Genomic DNA, 19,122 nt, shown 5'->3' on the forward strand with positions numbered 1-19,122 from the left:
TATCGTGCTCGGTGGGCGCGCCTGACTGTTGGTGCCGCGGTCGACCGAGAGCGGTCACTGACCGGTCGTCGATGCGGTGACCTGCGCGGTGGCATCGTTGAGCCGTCGGATGACCTCGTCGAGGGTGGCCTGCTGCGCGGCCGTGACCGCCCGGACGTCGGAGATCGTGGTGTCGATGCCGGAGATCGACTCGCTGACGGTCTGGATGGCGCCGACAACGGCGGTCGTGTCGCGGTTGAGCTGCCCGAGCGTTTCGGTGATCGACGCCGAGGAGTCGGCGGTGTTCCCGGCCAGCGTCTTGACCTCGTTGGCGACCACGGCGAAGCCGGCCCCGGCCTGCCCGGCGCGAGAGGCTTCGATGGTGGCGTTGAGCGCGAGCAGATTGGTCTGCCGGGCGGCTCCGCTGATGATATGCGCGACATCATCGACGGCGCGGAGGCTGCTGCGCAGCGCGTCGAGCATCTCCCGCGCGCGGGGATAGGCAGGTCCGCGGTGGCTTTGCCTCGCGGGCCGCCACCTGCCGCCCCACGGCCGCGGAGGTGTGCAGTCGGCTAAGCCGAGGAACTGGCCCGCACTACTGCTCCGGATATCAGCGCTGGAGACACTCGGCTCGGCGGGCCGCGCCTCGCGGCTGCTTGAAGCGGACGAGACGGAGTTTCGAGAACACTGTCGAGCATTTCCTGGACGCCATCGGCTGGCCGAACTGAGTGCACGATCGGTCCAGTACGGCGACGCCCGCCTGAGCCGAGTGATCGATGGGACACTCTGCGTCCCACTGCCGAAGCCGCCGGGGGCTGCAATGCTAGTGCGACGGCGACCGCGTAGCGTCTACCGTCCGGTGAGGACACTCGCCGTGTTGACGCTCCTGCTGGCCTCGCTCCTGGTGGGCGATCCGGCCGGGGCCGCGGCTCCACGGATAGTCACCGTCGCGCTGCCGGTCCCGGCCGGATATACCGGCTCAGCCGAGGACATCAACTCCTCCGGTCAGGTCGCGGGCTCGGTAGAGCGCGGTGCCACCAGGCAGCCGGTCCGCTGGGACGGCAGCACCCGGGTGGATCTGCCGATCGGCGAGCTACCCGCGGGTGGAGCGGCGGAGATCAACGATGCCGGCACGGTGTTCGGCATCGTCGGGGGCGGCGCGGGCACCTACAATTTCGCCCGGCTCTGGCGCGCCGATGGCTCCACCGAGGACTGCGCCGCGGGTTACTACTTCACCGGGCTCCTGCGGCTCAACGAGCGCGACCAGTCGGTCCTGGAGACGAGCCAGCCCAGGGGCGGTGGCTCGAACGGAGTGCTGTTCTGCCCCGCCGTTGGGCACGTCACGCCAACCGGGGGCTACTTCGTCCGGGCCTACGGGATCGACGATGCGGGCCGGGTGGGCGGTGGCACGGTCTTCGTCGCCGAGCGCAAGCATCGACCCACGATCGTGCGGCCCGGCGCGGACCCGGTGTACCTACCGATACCAGAGGGCACCGCCGGGCATGTCTACGACTTCGGGCCGGCCGGGACGGTGGTGGGCGCCCTCGGACAACCGACGCTCAGCTCGGGCTCGTCCGGAGTCTGGGGCTTCACCCTGATCCCCGAACAGGCCGTGGTCTGGGTGGGCGACCGGATGATCCGGCTGGGCACGCTCGGCGGTCCGACCAGTGCGCCACTGACGACCGGTCGGGGCGTGAACCGGATCGGCGACATCGTCGGAACCTCAGTCACCGCGTCCGGACAGACCCACGGTTTCCGCTGGCGACTGGGCCGGATGACTGATATCGGGACGCTCGGCGGGCCGTCGAGCACACCGGCCGCGGTCGACGATCTCGGTCAGATCGTCGGCACCAGCACGACCGAGTCCGGCGAGACGCACGCCTTCCTGTGGACCGGCGGCCGGATGATCGACCTCGCCCCGGGCGAGACGGCCAGCACCGCGACCGCGATCAACAACCGAGGCCAAATCGCCGGCTCGATCACCACCGCCGACGGAACCCGCCCGGTGGTATGGACGGTGCGCCGGTAACCCCTGAGGCCGTTGCCGGCAGCCTTTCCGCGGTGCGGACCCGACCGCACGGATCGGCTGCGGCTACTCGAGGTGCGCGGCCTCCGGGGCGTCCATCCCGCCTCTGACCGCGGCGACAGCGAGACGAAAGCGTCGCGTCAGCGCGAGGTGATTCAGTGCTGGACGACCCGAAAGTAGGGCAGTGGAATCGAAGGAGTGCAATGGCTGTCATCTCACGCATCGTTGTCGGAGCGGCTCTGGCGGTTGCTGCGACGTTCGGCGTTGTCGCAGCGGCCGGCAGCGGTCAGGACGGTGCGTCCCCTGTTCACGTCGCCGGGGACGGGGACTCGGTTCGGATCACCGACGACGTCACCCAGTCGGCCGGTGACGTAGGGATCCAGAACCGCGACTTCTGACCGCTCGGTTCGGTAGTAGTACCCGCCGAACCGGCGGCTCGTCACCCTCAGCGCCCCGTCGACCACCTGGTCGACGGGGCGCAGGCCGTCCCCGGGAACCGTTCGAAGCGGCACTCGTACCGTGCGACCCGGCACTAACCCGGGAGACTCCGCGCGCCCCGGCAGGTGAGGCTAGCCGGAACGGAGAATTCCACGGGGGAGGAACGCGTGTTCAACGCTGAGGTCGAGTTCCGCATTCTTGGCGCGATGGAGGTGGTCGTCGGCGGCCGTACGGTCGTGCTGTCCGCGGCGAAGCACCGCATCGTTCTCGCGGCTCTCCTCGTCCAGGCGGACCGGGTCGTATCTGCTGAGCAGCTCGCGGAATACATTTGGGACGGTCACCCACCGCGGGGCGCGCGTGGTGCGGTGCAGTCGTACGTGGCCAGGGTGCGGCGGGCCTTGGGCGATCCCACGCTGATCGTCACGGGCGGTAGCGGATACCGACTTCGCGTCCCCCCGGAGACCGTCGACCTCCATCGGTTCCGCCGCACGGTCGCGCAGGAGAAGGCCGGCCCCGCTGCGGACCTGGCGGCGCGCGCCGAGTTGCTGCGGTCGGCGCTCGCGCTGTGGCGCGGACCCGCATTGAGCGATGTACCGTCCACCTCGCTGCGCCCGACGGTCGTGCGGCTGGAGGAGGAGCGGCTGACCGCACTGGAGACCCGGGTGGGGCTCGACCTCCGGCTCGGACGCTACGAGCCGCTCGTCGCGGAGCTGCGCGAACTCTCCCGCGTCTACCCGCTACGAGAACGACTCTCGGCCTACCTCGTCGAGGCGCTCGCGCGCACCGGCCAGCGCGCCGACGCACTCGACGCCTTCCACGCCGTCCGCCGACGGTTGCGGGACGAACTCGGGATCGACCCCGGGGACGCTCTCCGCGCCGTCCACCAGAGCGTGCTGACCGGTGAGCTGACCACACGGTCCGCCGATCCCGGCAGCCCCGCGAGTCCGGCGGACGGCTGCGGCGCGGCAGAGGACGCCGGGCCCTGTGACCCACCGACCCATCCGGCGCCCGCCTGGCGTGTACTGGACCAGTTGCCGTCCGACCGGCGGGTCTACCAGGATCGCGCAGGGCTGACCGACGAGATCGCCGCGCTGCTCACGGCTGACAGCGACGGCACACCGGTCGTCGCGCTCTGCGGCTTACCCGGTGCCGGCAAGACGACGTTGGCCGTCCGGGTCGCTCATCAGGTCCGGGAGCGGTTCCCGGACGGGCAGTGGTACGTCCAGCTGGGCGGTCTGGGGTTGTGCCCGCGGACGCCCAGTGCGATCCTCGCCGGCCTGCTGGAGGCCTCCGGCGCCGATCCCGTGCTGCTGCCGGAGAGCCTGGAGGAGCGGGCGGCGATGCTTCGGGCCCGGCTGGCCGACCGTGCGGTGCTCCTGGTGCTCGACGACGCCGTCGATTCGGCGCAGGTTCGCCCGCTGCTGCCGGGTGGTCGCGGCTGCGCCGTGCTGGTGACCAGCCGGACCGATCTTCGTGGCCTCGCCGCGCTGGACCAAGCACACCTCGTCGATGTCGGACCGCTCCAGGCGAACCAGTCCCGGACCTTGCTGGTGCGGCTACTGGGACTGGACCACGGAGCATCCCTCCCCCCGTGGCTCGACGAGGTCGCGGAGCTCTGCGGGCATCTCCCCCTCGCCCTGTGCTTGGCAGCCGCGAACCTCGTCGGCCGGTCGGCGGCTGAGACGTCGGCTTACCTCGCCGACCTACGGGGCGACGCGCGTCTCGACCGGCTCGGTGTGCCTGGTGACCGGGAGGCCACGATCCGCCGGACCATCGGCCAGTCCTACGCCCGGTTGAAATCTCGCGAGCAATTCGTCTTCGGCCTGCTCGGGCTCGCGCCCGGCCGCGACTTCTCGGTCGCCAGTGTGGCCGCCCTGATCGGCGCGCCGCTCGACCTCGCCGAGGCCGGACTGGACGCCCTCGTCGTCGACCACCTCGTCCATCGACCCACGCCGGGCCGGTACAGCCTGCATGACGTGATCAAGTTGGGCGCCGCGGAGTACGGAACCAGAGACCTGACGCCCGCCCAGCGGCGGGCTGCGCTCGGCAACCTGTACGCCCACTACCTCGGCACCGCGGACGCAGCCGCCGCCGCACTCCACCCGGACCTGAGCCGCCTCGCACGCGGCCGCCTCGCCGTCGTGGTTCCGTCGATGGACACCGTGGCCGCTCGCGCCTTCCTCGACGCCGAATGCTGGAATCTCGTGGCCACTGCCGCGCAGGCTGCCCGGGACGAGACCTTCCGGCCCTACTCCTGGCACCTCGCTGACGCGCTCCGCGGCGAGTTCGCCGCGCACCACGCCACCGGGGCGTGGGCGTCGGCCGTGCGCGTCGGGTTGGACGCAGCAACGGCCGACGGTGCCCCGGCGGCGATCGCAGCGATGCGTCTGTCGGCAGGCAACCTGGAGTGGTCCCAGGGCCACCAGCGGGAGGCCATCACGCAACTCGAGCAGGCACTCACCGCGAGCAGGACCGCGAAGCTGCCCGCTCTGGCCGGCGCGGCCCTGAACAACCTCGGCATCGTCCATCTCGACCGGGGCGAGGCGGAGCAGGCGCTGAGTTACCTGGGGCAGGCCGTCGAGCTCGGACGTTCCCGTCGGCAGCCGTTCGTCGTCGCCAACTCCGCGGTGAACGCCGCCAGCGCCTACTTGGAACTGGGCCGGCTCGCCGAAGCCAGGGCGACGAGCGTCGAAGCGGTCGACGCATGCGATCAACTGGGTGCCGCGCTGGCCGGCGCGATCGCGCGGTCCAACCTCGGACAGGCCTGCACCGCGCTGGGCCTCTGGGCGGAAGCCGAAGAGCACCTGTCGCAGGCTTTGGACGCGGTTGGCGTCCTCGGGTCGGCTATCGACGAGGCGGAGATGCTGGCCCACCTCGCCGCGCTCCACCGGGACGCCGGACGGCCCGGCCGAGCGCTTCCCCTGGCGCAGCAGGCCAGCGAATTGGCCGACGGCATGCGCTCGCCACGAGTGTTGTGCACGGCCCTCACGATCCTGGCCGACCTGTACCAGCGCAGTGGCCAAATCGACCAGGCCCGCACCATCTACGGCCGGGCCGCGGACCTCGCCGACTCGGCTCGGCTGCCGCGGTGGATCTGTGAGGCCCAGCTGGGCCTGGCCCACCTGGCGCTGGACGACGGCGAGCCGGCGACCGCAGCGGCGCTGGCCGACGCTGCCCGAAGGGAGGCCGACCGGAGGGGAATGCGCCTTCTCAGCGGCGCCGCGCGGATGATCGTCGCGCGGGCGCAGCTGGCGGCCGGGCGCTGCGAATTGGCGGCCGCCACCGTGGCCGCCGCCACGGACCTCTTCCGGGCCTCCGGTTACCGGCTGGGCGAGGCAGCGGCCCGGCAGGTAGCGGCCGCGGCACTCCGGCACGACGATCCGGCGGCCGCGCAGGCCGAGGACGCCACCGCGGCCGCTCTCCTCACCGCGCTGGGACGGTCCGAGGAGGGGCAACCTCTCGCGGGAGCGGCCCCGGCGCTATGCGGTGTCGAGTGCAGCGCTCCGTGACCGTCGCGGTCAGCGCTGCTGGTCGGCCTGCAGCCGGTACAACTCGGCATAGCGCCCGTTCCGAGCCATCAGGTCGGCGTGGGTACCGTGCTCGAGCACGTAGATCCGGTTCGCTCGGCAAACGGACGCGAGTCGATGGGTGATCAAGACGACGCTGCGCTCGCCACCGCCCAGGTGCCCGCCCGGCCGAAGATTTCCAGTTCGGCCCGCGGATCCAGTGCGGCGGTCGCGTGGTCGTCACGCGACGAGCGCGCCCACCGCCGGATGCTCGAGCGCGCGCACGAGGTGGTCCTCTGGGATCCAGCCGCCGGGCGGGTCGTGCGGACGCTGAGGGGCTTGAGCGGACAGGAAGGCATGCCTGGGCGTGTCGATCACGTCCGGTTCAGTCCGGACGGACGGCTGATGGCAGTCGCGGGCGATGACGGAGCAATACGGGTCTGGGACATCGCCGGGGACGGCGACCCAGTCGTGCTCACCGGCACCGTCGGACAGATCACGGCGATCGGCTTCAGCCCCGACGGCACGCTGATCGCCGGCGTCGGCACCGACGGCACCGTGCGCCTGTGGAACACCGACGGCAGCGGCGAAGCCCTCACCTTCGACCAACCCGCCGACGCTCTGCAACTCGTCTTCAGCGCCGACGGACGGCAGCTCAATACCGTGTACGCAACCAACCTCCGCATCATGCCCTGCGAAGTATGCGGACCGATCGACGAGGTACTCGCGCTCGCCGAGCAGCGCACCACCCGAGGAACGCGCGAAGTACCTGCACGAAGCGGGGGAGGCCCGTGTGTACCAATACGCGCCCGACTAGCTAACCGCCCGGTTGGGGGTGTAAGTGTCGGTCGTGTACTAGCGTGGCGGCCGAACATCCTTTGTGTATCGCCCGCTGCTCCGACCCGGGGAACACCCGATTCAGCTGGGTCCATGCTGTCCGAAGAAGCCGAGAAGGGGCCAATGGCTACCGAGACACCCTCTGACCGGGCGGGAGACTTCATGACCCGACCGATCGACCCTGACAGGAAACCAGTGGCGATCGATACCGGTGTACCCCATCCCGCGCGGGTGATGGATTTCTGGCTCGGCGGCAAGGATCATTTTGCCGCAGACCGGGCGGTGGGCGAGCAGATCGTCGCGGGCGCCCCGATCCTGCCGGTCGTGATGCGTGCCGAGCGCCAATTCATTGGCCGAGCTGTCGGGTACCTGGCCGGTACTTGCGAGGTCCGGCAGTTCCTCGACATCGGTACCGGGATTCCGACCGCAGGAAACACCCACGAGGTGGCGCAGGCAGTCGCTCCCGAGTCGAAGGTCGTGTACGTCGACAACGACCCGATCGTGCTTGCGCATGCGCGGGCACTGTTGGTGGCGGCACCGCCGGGAACCGTCGATTACATCGACGCGGACCTTCGCGACGTCGGCCGGGTGTTGGAGGCTGCCTCCGGTCTACTGGATTTCAGTCAGCCGGTAGCGGTGACCGTGCTGGGGATTCTTGAGTTCATCGACGACGATCAGGTCGCGCAGATTCTCGCGGTGATCAAGCAGACCCTTGCGGTGGGGAGCTATGTGGCGGTCGCCAGTAGCGCCTCGGAGGGCCCGTTGCCGCAGGCCGCAGAGTTGTGGAACGCCAGCGGCGCCACCCCGATCACCTTGCGGACAGCCGTAGAGATCGGGGCATTCCTCGACGGCCTGGAGTTGGTGCCGCCGGGCGTGGTGCAGCTACCGCAGTGGCGGCCCGATCCATCGACTGAATACGTCGATCTGGATGTGCCGCAGTACGGTGGCCTGGCGCGCAAGGCCTAGGTCTCGGAGGCCGGATGCCCTCCGAGACCAACGCTCCCCTCGGCTATCCGGACGGCTTGACGTGGGTCAGACTTTCCTTGGTCTCGCGCTCCTGATAGTCGCGCGGCGATAGTCCGTGGAAGCGGGTGAAGGCGGCGCTGAAGTCGGCAGGTGGGCGTAGCCGACGCGGCGTGAGACGGCGCTGGGCTTGGCACCGCCGGCGAGCATGTCTCGGGCGATGCGCATGCGGGCGGCGTAGCACCACCGGGCGAAGCTCGTACCGGTCTGTTCGTGGAAGGTCCGCTGGAGGTCGGCGGGCACGTCGAGCCCTGACCCGCCGGAAGTACCGATGCGACGCAAGTAGTCCATGGCCGCTTCATCGAGGCGGGTACCCACGAGGAACTCGTCGCGGCGCGGGGCGCCTACGCATGCCTGTGGGAGGCACGGTACTCCGGCCGGGGCGCCCACTGAGCACGTGACCAGGGCGATCAGCTGGTCGACGGCTGACCGCTCGCAGCGATCCCGCCCAGCAACACGCGCAGGAAGCCGTCGGCCACCTCGGCGGCGGACAGCCGACCGCCCGGCCGGAACCACTGGTAGGTCCAGTTGCACGACCCGAGGATGGAGAGCGCGGTCAGCTCGACGTCGTCGACCGCGAACTCGCCGGCCGCCACGCCGTCGCGCAGGATGCCGACGAGGATCGCGTGGTACTCGTCGCGTTTCGCGGTGCTCGCCACCCGCTGCGCGGAGGGCAACTCGCGGTAGTGCTCGAAGAAGATCTGCAGCCGGCCCGGGAACAGCTCCATCAGCTCGACGAGATCGCGCATGACGCCGCGCAACCGCTCGGTCGGGCTGCCGGTCCGTTGCCGGGCCCGACCGAGCAGGTGTTCGATCATCTCCTCGTGGATCTCGAGCAGGATCGCGTCCTTGCTCGGGAAGTGGTAGTACAGCGACGCCTTACGGATGCCGACCGCGGCGGCCAGCGTCTCCAGCGACGTCTCGTGGTAGCCGCGCTCCCGGAACAGCCCGGCGGCGACGTCGATGATCTGGGCCCGGCGGGTGGCCCCGTCAGTGCGCTGCGCCATCGGTTTCCTTCCGGTGCGGTTGGTCGACCGGCAACGCTAACGCAGGCCCGCGGGCACCCGTAGCGACGCTGCGGTAGCGCGCTCGACGTCGGCGATCGCGGTGGCCGCGTCCGCCAGAACCTTGTCCAGGGCCATGGGACTCCCTTCGTTGACAGTCCGCTGCCGCGCAGCATAATTTACCTACCGGCTGGCCGGTAGAGAGGAAATCTCATGGCGACGACGCTGACGCCGCACGCGGCAACGCTGCTGTCCGGGCTCCTGCGCGACGCGGTGACGCTCGCCGAGCGCGCGGTGGCGACCCGGGAGGACATCGACGTGGCGATGCGCCTCGGCGCGGGCCACCCCGATGGCCCGTTCGCGCTGCTGGCCGGACTCCCACCCAACCGCCGAGCCGCGCTAGGCCTGGCCGCCGAAGCCCGTGCGGCCGCGATCGCGCCCGACGGCACGCACACGCCCCACCCAACCAGCACGGAAGATGCGTCCGGCGCGGCCACTGCGTGGACCGGCGCAGTCGGTCTGGTGGGCACCGGGCACATGGCGTCCGGGATCGCCGAGGCGATCGCCCGCAGCGGCCGGCCCGTCGCGGTACTGGCCCGCAGCGCCGAGTCCGGGCAGGCGTTACGGATCCGCGTCGCGCGCAGCCTCGACCGGGCGGTCGCCCGCGGTCGCCTCGACGAAGCCGGGCGCGACACCGTCCTGTCCCGGATCTCCCCCACCGAGAACCCGACCGACCTGGCCGGCGCGAGCGTCGACGTCGTCGTCGAGGCGGTCACCGAGGACGCCGCGGTGAAGGCGGCCGTCCTGACCCGGCTGGACGCCGCGCTGCCCCCCGGCGTGCCGATCGCCACGAACACCTCGTCGTTCCGGGTGGCCGATCTCCGCTCGGCCGTCTCCCCCGACCGGCCGGTGCTCGCGCTGCACTTCTTCAACCCCGCCCCGGTGATGAAGCTCGTCGAGGTCGTCGCGCCCGCCGACCTGCGCACCACCGCGAGCGCCTGGGTATGTGACCTGGGCAAGACTCCGGTACTCAGCGCCGACGAGCGCGGCTTCATCGTCAACCGGCTGCTCATCCCGTACCTGAACGACGCCGTCCACGCGCACGCCGCCGGCGTCGACGCCGCGGAGATCGACGACCGGATGCGCACCGGCGCGGGCCACCCGATGGGGCCGCTCGCGCTGGTCGATCTCATCGGGCTGGACGTTACGGTCGCCGCGCTGGAGTCGATGGCCGCGGTCGACCCCGATCCACGGCTGGAGCCCGCACCGCTGCTGCGCTCGCTCGTCGCCGCCGGTCGGCTCGGCCGCAAAACCGGCCGCGGCTTCTACACCTACGACTGAGACGACGCCACGCCGACCGAAGGTGCCCCAACGATGACCACTCCCCTGGCCGACCCGCGGACGGCGACCAACCCGACCGCCGCCTGGACCGCATTGATCACCCGCTACTACGACGGGTGCAGCACCGGAGACGTCGAGCTCATGCTCCAGACGCTCCACCCGGACGTCGTCCACTGGTTCCTCGCCCCGAACACCGGCTCGGCCGCGGTCGCCGGAGGTGAACACCTCGCCCGTTACTGGCGCAAGGTGGCCAGGCGAATCCAGGCCCGCTGGGTCGTCGACACGATCTGCGCCACACCCGAGCAGGCCGTGATCGAGTGGACGATGTGGTGGCTGCCCGACGGCGCGGCCGAGCGGGTCGCCACCCGCGGCGCCGAGTGGTTCACCACAGCCGACGGTCTCATCACCGAGATCCGCTCGTACTACCAGATGCGGCCGGAGACCACCGAACTCGACGGCTTTCCCTACGCCGACCGCGGCTACTCGGTACCCGGCCGCGAAAACAGCGCCATCCATCCAGGAGGAACGCGATGATCGCCGTCGCCCGGGACGGTGCCGTCGCCACCGTCACGCTGAGCCGTCCCGACAAGCTCAACGCGCTGGACCGCAGCACCCGCTGGGAACTGATCGAGGCGCTCCGGAGCGTGGCCGCCGATGCGACCGTGCGCGCGGTCGTGCTGACCGGCACGGGCCGCGCGTTCTCCGTGGGGCAGGACCTGGCCGCCGTCGAGGAACTCGAGCACGCCGACGAGACCGTGGCCGGCACCTACAACCCGATCGCGCAGACGATAGCGACGATGCCCCAGCCGGTGATCGCCGCGGTCAACGGATTGGCGGTCGGTGCCGGGATGGGCCTGGCGCTCGCTTGTGACCAGCGTCTGGCCGCCGAGTCCGCGTCGTTCTCCTGCGCGTTCGGCAAGGTCGGGCTCGTACCCGACACCGCGGTGTCGTGGTACTTGGTCCGGGAGCTCGGCTACGCGCGCGCGTTCTGGTTCGCGGCCAGTGGTCGGCCGATTCCCGCCGCCGAGGCGCACCGGCTCGGGCTGCTCAACGAAGTGGTTGCCGACGACGAACTGGCGTCCCGTGCTCACGGGCTGGCCCAGCTGTTCGCGGCCGGGCCCGCGCACGCGCTCGCGCTGACCAAGCGGCAGTTCCGTGCGGTCTCCGAGCTTTCGTTCGAGGCCGCCCTCGCGTTGGAGGCGCGCCACCAGGGCGACGCCGCCGCGCACCCCGATCACGTCGAGGGCCGCACCGCGTTCGCGGAGAAACGGGCACCCCGGTGGGTGTAGTTCTCGTCCACGGGCTGTGGCACGGCGCGTGGACGTGGGATGCGGTGCGTGCGGCGCTCACCGATCGCGGCGTGGACAGTGTCGCGGTCGAGCTGCCGTTGACCGATCTGAACGCGGATGTGGCGACCACCCGTGCCGCGCTCGACGATCTCGGACGACCTGCCGTGCTGGTCGGCCATTCCTACGGCGGCGCGGTCATCACCGCGGCCGGGTCGCACCCGCTGGTACGGCACCTGCTGTACGTCGCGGCGTTCCAACTGGACGAGGGCGAGTCGGTCAGCCGACTCCTGCCCGGCGAGTCTTTCCCGGAGACCTCGCTGCCGGAGGCGATGCGGGTGGAAGAGACGGAGGTCGGCCTCGACCCCGTGCTCGGCGCGCAGCTGCTCTACAGCGATGCGTCGGCGGATGTCGCTTCGGCGGCCACCGCCCGCCTGCGCCCGGTCGGCCGGAGACTGTTCCGCGGTGTACCGGCACCGATCGCGTGGCGCTCCACGCCGTCCACCTATCTCGTCTGCGCCGAGGACCGCGTCGTCCACCCGGAGTTGCAGCGTGCCATGGCCCGCCGTGCGACCCGCACCGTTGAGTGGCCGAGCGGGCACAGCCCCGCGCTGACCCGCCCCGAGCAGGTGGCGGCGCTCCTCGCGGAAATCGCCGCCAGCTGCTGACGCTCCGAGTCAGCGCTCCTGCGGAGCCGTCTTCGTCACCAGGCGGCGGACGCCGGACAACCACCGGCCCGGGTCGGCGGCCTTCTGCGCCCAGTAGGCGCCGACCTCCGGATGCGGCAGGATCAGGAACCGCTCCTCGGCGAGGCCCTCGACGACCGACTGGGCGACGTCCTCCGGCGAGATCACTTCGCCGGAGGCGGCGACCACCGACGCAGCCGCGCTGCCCTCCTCCAGCGGATTCAGCAGCAACGGCGTGGACACGCCGAGCGGGCACACCACGCTGACGCCGATCCCCCGGTCGCCGTAGGTCACGGCCAGCCACTCGGCCAGCCCGACCGCTCCGTGCTTGGTGACGGTGTACGGTGCATCCCCCGGCGTCGTCAGCAACCCCGCGGCCGAGGCGACGTTGAGTAGGTAGCCGCTCCCCCGCGCCAGCATCGACGGCGTCACCGCCCGTGCCGCGTACACGTGCGCGAGGACGTTGACCGCGAAGACCTGCTGCCAGACGTCGGTCTCGACCTCGACGCCACCACCGGTGAACACGCCGGCGTTCGAGCAGAACAGGTCGATCCGGCCGTACTCGGCGAGCACTCGGTCGACGAGCGCGGTGACGGCCGCCTCGTCGGTGACGTCCGTGGTGTCGGCGGTTCCGCCGATCTCGTCGGCGACCTGCTGTGCCGCCGTGCCGTCGCGATCGCTGACGATCACCGTCGCCGCGCCGTCGGCGGCGAAGCGCCGGGCCAGCGCCGCACCGATGCCGCTGCCGGCACCGGTGACGACCACGACCGCATTCTCGACCTTCACTGAACGCTCTCCTTGATTCTCCGCCGTGCCTTGGGAATCTCCACCGGAGCAGACCCGGGAACCAGCCGGTTCTCGATGGAGCCCAGCTGCTCGACCTCGATGCGGACGACGTCCCCGGCCTTCAGCCAGTCCGGTGCGGTCTCCGGCTGTGTCCGTTTGATCTCCGCGAGGCACCCGGTGCCGCAGGTACCCGATCCGAGCACGTCCCCGGGCCGGACCACCGTGCCCCGGGAGGCGTAGGCCACCAGATCCCCGAACGACCACGACATGTTCGCGGTGGTGTCCCCGCCGGTCCGCGCGCCGTTGAGCCGGACTTCGGTGCGCAGCGCGAGCCGGCCGTCCTCGACGAAGTCGGCGAGCTCGTCGGCGGTCACCAGCCACGGCCCGAGCGTGATCGCCGCGTCCTTGGACTTGGATGGGCCCATCGGCTGCTTGAACTCCGCGACCTGCAGGTCGCGGGCCGACCAGTCGTTCATGATCGTGTAGCCGACGATGTGCGCGGCGCCCTGCTCCGGAGTCAGATCCGAGCCTGCCTTGCCGATCACCGCGGCGACTTCGAGTTCGTAGTCGTACTGCGTCACCAGCGGCGGCATCCGGACCTCGCCGTACGGCGCGACGATCGCGGCCGGATTGGAGAAGTAGAATAGCGGCTGGTCGTACCACTCCTCGGGGACCGCACCGGCCAGCGCGGCCAGGTGCTGTTCGTAGGTCAGGAAGTCCCGTACCGACGGCGGCGCCAGCAGCGGCCCGAACACCGCCTCCTCGACTCCGATCGCGTCGCGGGTGCGGAGCGCCTCGACACCCTCGGCGATGACGTCGAGCAGCGTCGGCCCCGGTGCAGCCAGCCGGATCACGTCCCCGTCCAGGACACCGACGCGGGCGCCCTCCGCGGTCAGCACCGTCGTCAGCCGCATGTCACTTCACCGCCACGGGGTTGACCGGCGAGCCGACCGCCCGGGTGAACGGCAGCGGCTGCGCCGCAAGGAGGAACTCGTAGACGCCGTCCTCCGCGCAGTCCGCGGCGAGCGCGTCCGGATCCCACATCTCACCCAGCAGAAGGCCGATGTGCGGCAGGGCGACCTGGTGGAGCGGCTGCATCGCGTCCGGCCACTCGTTGGGTCGCACCTCCACGCCCCAGGTGTCGGTGGCGACCGCCGCGATCTCGGTGCGGTGCAGCCATCCGGCGGTCTCGAACGACAGACCCGGTGCCGGGCCGCCCGCGTAGGAGCCCCAGCCTTCGCCCGCGGCGAGGCGTCGCCGGACGCGGGTGAGCTGACCGGTCCGCACCAGTACGAGGTCGCCCCGGCCGACGCTCGTGCCCTGGCGGCGGATCGTCTCGTCCAGATCCGCGCTCGTGATCGGACAGCCGTCCGGCAGCTCGCCGTTCTCGCCCAGTGCCCGACCGACGTCGAGCAGCACGCCTCGGCCGATCACCGGCGCGGCGATCCGTTCGATGCCGGTCGCGAAGTCGCCCTCGCTGGTCACGACCTCCCGACCGGCCCGGCCGTTCCAGGCCACGCCGTGATCGAACACGTGCCCCAGCCCGTCCCACTGCGTACTGCACTGCAGCGGCATGAACACCGCGTCGTCGGCGACCGAGAGCCCGTGCGGCAACCCCATCTGTTCCGGGGTGTCCATGCCGGTCGAGGTCATCGTGTGCACGGGGTTGACCCGGCGTTTCCACCCGAACTGCGGCCCGTTCTCGTCGAACGGCAGCGAGAGGCTGAAGCTGGCACCACGCCGGATCAGGCTCGCGGCCGCGGCGCGCTTGGCGTCGTCAAGAAAGTTCACCGTTCCGACGCCGTCGTCGGCCCCCCACCGATTCCAGTTGCTGTGCCGCTTCGCCGCCTCGGCGATCGCTGCCTCGGGATCCGACCCGAACTCCGCGGTGACGTCGTAGCCGATCACTGTTCCAGCCCCAGGAGTCGGGCGGCGTTGCCGCCGCGGATCGCGTCGGTCGTCGCGGCGTCGAGACCGGCGGCCTCCAGCCGGTCGACCGGGTCGTCGACGCCCATGTCGAACGGGTAGTCGGAGCCGAGCGTCACCTGCGAAGCCCCCATCACCGCGACGAGATGCCGCAGCTGTTCGGGTGTGTAGACCAGCGAGTCGACGAACGTCCGGCGCAGCAGCGCGCTCGGCGGCTCGGTCGTCGTCCGCGCGTCGGAGCGGGCGGCCCAGGCGTGGTCGGCGCGAACGACGTACGACGGCAGGTAACCACCGCCGTGCGCGGACCAGACTCGTAGCCGCGGATGGCGTTCGAGCACTCCCGAGAAGAGCAGACGGGAGAGCGCCAACGCTGTCTCGGTCGGGTTCCCCACGCTGTTGAACAGGTAGTACGCGTTGAGCCGCTCGCCGAGCGTGCACCCCCAGGGGTGGATCAACACAGCGAGGTCCAGCTCTTCGGCGGCGGCCCAGAATTCCGTGAGGGACGGGTCGTCCAGCTCGCGGTCCGGCCCTGCGGCCGTCGAGATCTGCACCCCGCGCAGGCCCAGGTCAGCGGCCGCCCGCAACTGCGACACGACGAGGCTCGGATGCTGCAACGACACCGTGCCGATCGGGATCAGCCGGGTCGGCTCTTTCGCGCAGTAGGCAGCCACGCCCTCGTTGGTGGTAGCCACGATGCGCGACGCCAGATCCGGATCAGCCCACGCGTGCGGCAACGGCACCGCACTCACCGCCTGGACGTCCACCCGCGCGGCGTCCATCGCGGCGAGGCGCACCTCGAGGTCGGTCAGCCTGGGTCCCAGCTCGGCGATCTGCTGGACGTTCACGGCCAGCGATGCGGGGCCGAGTGTGGCCGCGTCGATCTGCCGCTGACGGACCAAGCCCGGGTGGCCGTCGATCAGCGCGTCGACTGCCGGGACCGCCAGGTGGGCGTGGACATCGATCGCTTGGGTCACGTCATCTCATCCCTTCGCCACCGCGACGGCATTGCCACGGCGTGCGAACAGCATCGAACGTCGGCGGCGACAGGGGAACTTGCGATTCCGTATGCCCTGGCATTCAGCGCATCAATGATGCGTCAATCAGGCAGACCCGCGTTCTCGGCAGTGGCAACCGCCAAGAGTTCCCCGCGCAGCCACACGTGGCCGGGGTCCCGGTCGCGCCGGGTGTGCCAGTACGCCGACTGCTGCAGCGGCTGGAGCGGGATCTCCGGCTCGAGAATGCGGATGTCCGCGGCGGCGGCGACGCGCCGGGCCAACCGCTCGGGCACCATCGCGACGAGCTCCGTTCCGGCCAGCATGAACGGCATCGTCATGAAGGTGCTGGCGGTCGCGACGACATGCCGCACGCACCCGGCGGCGTCCAGTTCGTCCTCGAAGATCGCGCGCGCGCCCTCGACGGTGTACATGAGGTACGGCGAGGCGGCCAGGAGCTCCGCGTCCAGCCGATCTCCCGCGCTGGGGTGGCCGGTCCATACCGCGCCGACGAAGCGATCGCTGAGCACCGGCAGCCGGGAGCAGGCCGGGAGGACGTCGTCACCGACGATCCGGTCGGGCAGGATCGCGATGTCCAGCTCGTCCCGCTGCAGCGCGGTCAGGTAGCGCGCACCGACCGGCGCCGCGTCCAACCGGAGGCCGGCCGCCAGGCCCGACAGCCGGCCCAGCAGCGGCCGGAGAAGCATCGCCCCGACGTAGTCGCTCGCGATAACCGTGAACCTCCGGCTGTCACTCGCCGGATCGAAGACCGGCGGCCGGACGATCGTCTGTTCGATCGTCGCCAAGACCTCGCGCACGGGCTCGATGAGCGACTCCGCCCGCGGCGTCAGCTCCAGGTAGCGGCCGTGCTTGGTGAGCAGCTCGTCGCCGAGGACCTTGCGCAGCCGGGCCAGCGCCGTGCTCGTGGCGGGCTGGGACATGTGCAGGCTCTCGGCGGCACGCGTGACGTTCTTCTCCCGCAGTAGCGCGTCGAGCACCACCAACAAGTTCAGGTCGACCTGTCCGAGCTTCATCGCTCTCCTCACGATCCCGGTCGGCGCTGACGTTACCGACCTCGACGCGCAGTCCGGCCATGCCGCTGACGAATCGGAGCGATAGCAACCATGCATTTCCGCCCCGCCCCGCTGATTCCTAGCGTCGTCGACAGCAAGGAATCCCGCCGTCATCGGAGACATCATGGGCAGCCTCATCGCGAAACTCGGCTACGTCGGCGTCCAAACCCCCCGCTACGAGGAGTTCCGTACCTGGGGACCCGAGGTGCTGGGCTGCATGCTCGGCCCCGACGGGGAGGACGGCGCCGTCCGCCTGAAGATCGACGACGCCGACTACCGGCTGTCGTTCCACCCCGGTGAGGAGTACCGCACCGCCTACGCCGGCTGGGAGGTGCTCAACCACCGGGACCTCGATGCGGCGATCAAGCGCCTGGAGGACAACGGCGCCAAGCCCCGCTACGCCGACGAGGCCACCACCGCCGCGCGCGGCGTCCAGCGGCTCGTGCAGTTCGAGGACCCGTTCGGCCTGCCCCTGGAGCTGTTCTGCTACCAGGAGGCCAACTACCACTACTGGCACCCGCCGCGCCCGCACGCCGGCTTCGTCACCAAGGAGCAGGGCCTCGGGCACGTCGTCTTCGCCGTCCCGGACGCGCGAAAGGCCGTCGACTTCTACATCGACGCGATGGGCTTCATCCCCAGCGAGGTGCTGACGATGAACGAGCCGCTCGGTGAGATGTGGTTCCTCCGGGTCAACCCGCGCCACCACAGCGTCGCGTTCCTCGAGGTCCCGAACTCGGTCGGCCTGCACCACGTCTACCTCGAGTCGGTCGACCTCGACGACGTCGGCTACTCCTACTTCGACGTGCTCGGTGGCGACGCCAACCCCGACCTGCAGATGGCGTTCGGCCGGCACATCGGCGACCAGGTCATCTCCTACTACATCCATACCCCCGGCGGCTTCATGATCGAGTACGGCTGGGGCGGCCTGGCGATCGACGAGATGGACAAGCGCTCGCCCAACAACCTCAACTTCCGCAACGGCAAGCGGCAGGAGATGTGGGGCCACAAGTTCCGCTTCCAGCCGAACGAGGCCGTCCACCCGTATCAGGCCTGATCACCGCCTTCAACCGGACAAAGGAGTCCTGTCATGCCCGCGGTGAACCACGTCCTGGTCGTGGGCGGCGGAGCGGCCGGAGCGGCCGCCGCCATCCTGCTCGCGGACGCCGGTGTGGCCGTCGACCTCGTCGAGGTCATGCCCGCGGTGACCGCCCTGGGGTCCGGCATCACGCTGCAGGGCAACGCCCTGCGCGTGCTCCGGCAGCTCGGTGTGCTCGACGACTGCCTCGCGCTCGGCTACCCGTTCTCGAAGCTGGTCATCCGCGCTCCGGACCCGGCCGCCACGGTGGTCGCCGAGGTCGACGACCTCCCGTTCGGCGGTCCCGACCTGCCGTCGACCATGGGTATGTACCGGCCGGACCTCGCGCGGATCCTGATGGCCCGCGCCGATCGGGCCGGCGCCAAGGTTCGGTTCTCGACCACCGTCGACACCTTCCAGCAGGACGACCACGGGGTGAACGTCCGCTTCTCCGACGGCACGTCCGGACGCTACGACCTGGTCGTGGGCGCCGACGGGGTGCGCTCAGCCCTGCGGCGCGCGCTGGGCATCCAGCTGGAGACCCGGTCCGTGGGGTTGGGCGCCTGGCGCATGTTCGGTCCGCGGCCGGCGGAGATCACGGCGTTCAACGTCATCTTCGGAGGGCCCTCGCACATGGTCAGTGTGTGCCCGACCTCGGAGGACACCGCGTACTGGTCGCTCCTGGAGGACGCGCAGGACCGCAGCGGGCAGAGCCCGGACGAACGGTTGGCGACGTTCCGGGAGCTGACCCGGGGCTACCACGGCCCGTGGGACGAGGTCCGGGACGCGTTCACCGACCCCGCGAAGCTGCACTACACGTGGTTCGAGACCCACCTGCTGGACGCGCCGTGGCACCGCGGCCGCGTCGTGCTCATCGGCGACGCCACCCACGTCTGTCCGCCCACCATCGCGCAGGGCGCGGCGATGGGCCTGGAGGACGCGGCCGTCCTCGCCGAGCTGCTCACGACGTCCGACCGGGTCGACGAGACGCTCTGGGAGGCGTTCATGGCGCGCCGCCACGACCGGGTGAAGACCGTCGTCGACGCCTCGGTGCAGATCGCGCAGTGGAACCTCGACCACGTCCAGGGCGACGTCCCCACGGTGACCCGCCGGGTCGCCGCCGTCGTCAGCCAACCGGCCTGAA

17 protein-coding genes are annotated in these 19,122 nt (G+C 70.8%); 9 read left to right on the forward strand and 8 right to left on the reverse strand.

Features of this window, described 5'->3' with window-relative positions:
• Positions 1 to 54 precede the first annotated feature (54 nt).
• Complete coding sequence (locus ABEB28_RS18555) at positions 55 to 462, reverse strand: methyl-accepting chemotaxis protein (protein ID WP_345729381.1); 408 nt, start codon at positions 460 to 462, stop codon at positions 55 to 57.
• A gap of 376 nt (positions 463 to 838) precedes the next feature.
• On the opposite strand from ABEB28_RS18555, the gene ABEB28_RS18560 reads away from it, so the two are divergent.
• Positions 839 to 2,008 carry a hypothetical protein gene (locus ABEB28_RS18560; protein WP_345729382.1) on the forward strand — a complete coding sequence of 390 codons (1,170 nt, stop codon included), beginning with the start codon at positions 839 to 841 and terminating at the stop codon, positions 2,006 to 2,008.
• 212 nt (positions 2,009 to 2,220) lie between these two features.
• Here the strand turns inward: ABEB28_RS18560 and ABEB28_RS18565 are convergent, their stop codons facing one another.
• Positions 2,221 to 2,517, reverse strand: a complete 297-nt coding sequence (locus ABEB28_RS18565) for a hypothetical protein (protein ID WP_345729383.1) — start codon at positions 2,515 to 2,517, stop codon at positions 2,221 to 2,223.
• 93 nt (positions 2,518 to 2,610) lie between these two features.
• Here ABEB28_RS18565 and ABEB28_RS18570 point away from each other — a divergent pair, with 93 nt between their 5' ends.
• On the forward strand, positions 2,611 to 5,952 hold the full coding sequence (locus tag ABEB28_RS18570) for an AfsR/SARP family transcriptional regulator (RefSeq protein ID WP_345729384.1): 3,342 nt from the start codon (positions 2,611 to 2,613) through the stop codon (positions 5,950 to 5,952).
• Between the two features lie 135 nt (positions 5,953 to 6,087).
• Complete coding sequence (locus ABEB28_RS18575; protein ID WP_345729385.1) at positions 6,088 to 7,752, forward strand: SAM-dependent methyltransferase; 1,665 nt, start codon at positions 6,088 to 6,090, stop codon at positions 7,750 to 7,752.
• A 467-nt stretch (positions 7,753 to 8,219) separates the two neighbouring features.
• Here the strand turns inward: ABEB28_RS18575 and ABEB28_RS18585 are convergent, their stop codons facing one another.
• A complete protein-coding gene (locus ABEB28_RS18585) occupies positions 8,220 to 8,816 on the reverse strand; it encodes a TetR/AcrR family transcriptional regulator (RefSeq protein ID WP_345729386.1) in 597 nt (198 codons plus the stop codon).
• A gap of 210 nt (positions 8,817 to 9,026) precedes the next feature.
• On the opposite strand from ABEB28_RS18585, the gene ABEB28_RS18590 reads away from it, so the two are divergent.
• The 4 genes from ABEB28_RS18590 to ABEB28_RS18605 are packed head-to-tail and all read left to right on the forward strand — an operon-like array spanning position 9,027 to position 12,108.
• The gene (locus tag ABEB28_RS18590) at positions 9,027 to 10,154 is read left to right on the forward strand and encodes a 3-hydroxyacyl-CoA dehydrogenase family protein (protein WP_345729387.1); all 1,128 of its coding nucleotides are present in this window, start codon (positions 9,027 to 9,029) and stop codon (positions 10,152 to 10,154) included.
• A gap of 33 nt (positions 10,155 to 10,187) precedes the next feature.
• Positions 10,188 to 10,688 (forward strand): nuclear transport factor 2 family protein, encoded by a 501-nt coding sequence (locus ABEB28_RS18595; protein ID WP_345729388.1) that lies wholly within the window; start codon positions 10,188 to 10,190, stop codon positions 10,686 to 10,688.
• Entirely contained in the window at positions 10,685 to 11,443 is a 759-nt protein-coding gene (locus tag ABEB28_RS18600) for an enoyl-CoA hydratase/isomerase family protein (RefSeq protein ID WP_345729389.1), read from the forward strand. Before ABEB28_RS18595 ends, ABEB28_RS18600 begins: the two co-directional genes overlap by 4 nt.
• Positions 11,434 to 12,108 (forward strand): alpha/beta fold hydrolase, encoded by a 675-nt coding sequence (locus ABEB28_RS18605; RefSeq protein WP_345729390.1) that lies wholly within the window; start codon positions 11,434 to 11,436, stop codon positions 12,106 to 12,108. Before ABEB28_RS18600 ends, ABEB28_RS18605 begins: the two co-directional genes overlap by 10 nt.
• Before the next feature lie 9 nt (positions 12,109 to 12,117).
• Here the strand turns inward: ABEB28_RS18605 and ABEB28_RS18610 are convergent, their stop codons facing one another.
• The 5 genes from ABEB28_RS18610 to ABEB28_RS18630 all read right to left on the reverse strand — a co-directional run bounded on the left by ABEB28_RS18610 (position 12,118) and on the right by ABEB28_RS18630 (position 16,864).
• A complete protein-coding gene (locus tag ABEB28_RS18610) occupies positions 12,118 to 12,912 on the reverse strand; it encodes an SDR family oxidoreductase (protein ID WP_345729391.1) in 795 nt (264 codons plus the stop codon).
• Positions 12,909 to 13,826: a fumarylacetoacetate hydrolase family protein gene (locus ABEB28_RS18615; protein WP_345729392.1), complete on the reverse strand. Its 918-nt coding sequence runs from the start codon at positions 13,824 to 13,826 to the stop codon at positions 12,909 to 12,911. Before ABEB28_RS18615 ends, ABEB28_RS18610 begins: the two co-directional genes overlap by 4 nt.
• 1 nt (position 13,827) lies before the next feature.
• Positions 13,828 to 14,820: a cyclase family protein gene (locus ABEB28_RS18620; protein ID WP_345729393.1), complete on the reverse strand. Its 993-nt coding sequence runs from the start codon at positions 14,818 to 14,820 to the stop codon at positions 13,828 to 13,830.
• Positions 14,817 to 15,812, reverse strand: a complete 996-nt coding sequence (locus tag ABEB28_RS18625; RefSeq protein WP_345729394.1) for an amidohydrolase family protein — start codon at positions 15,810 to 15,812, stop codon at positions 14,817 to 14,819. The genes ABEB28_RS18620 and ABEB28_RS18625 overlap by 4 nt, the downstream gene beginning before the upstream one ends.
• 122 nt (positions 15,813 to 15,934) lie before the next feature.
• Positions 15,935 to 16,864, reverse strand: a complete 930-nt coding sequence (locus ABEB28_RS18630; RefSeq protein ID WP_345729395.1) for a LysR family transcriptional regulator — start codon at positions 16,862 to 16,864, stop codon at positions 15,935 to 15,937.
• A gap of 163 nt (positions 16,865 to 17,027) precedes the next feature.
• Here ABEB28_RS18630 and ABEB28_RS18635 point away from each other — a divergent pair, with 163 nt between their 5' ends.
• Positions 17,028 to 17,957 (forward strand): VOC family protein, encoded by a 930-nt coding sequence (locus tag ABEB28_RS18635; RefSeq protein WP_345729396.1) that lies wholly within the window; start codon positions 17,028 to 17,030, stop codon positions 17,955 to 17,957.
• 33 nt (positions 17,958 to 17,990) lie between these two features.
• On the forward strand, positions 17,991 to 19,121 hold the full coding sequence (locus tag ABEB28_RS18640; RefSeq protein WP_345729397.1) for an FAD-dependent monooxygenase: 1,131 nt from the start codon (positions 17,991 to 17,993) through the stop codon (positions 19,119 to 19,121).
• The last annotated feature ends 1 nt before the right edge of the window (position 19,122 follow it).

The sequence above is a fragment of the Cryptosporangium minutisporangium genome, assembly GCF_039536245.1.
Classification (GTDB): Bacteria; Actinomycetota; Actinomycetes; order Mycobacteriales; family Cryptosporangiaceae; genus Cryptosporangium; species Cryptosporangium minutisporangium.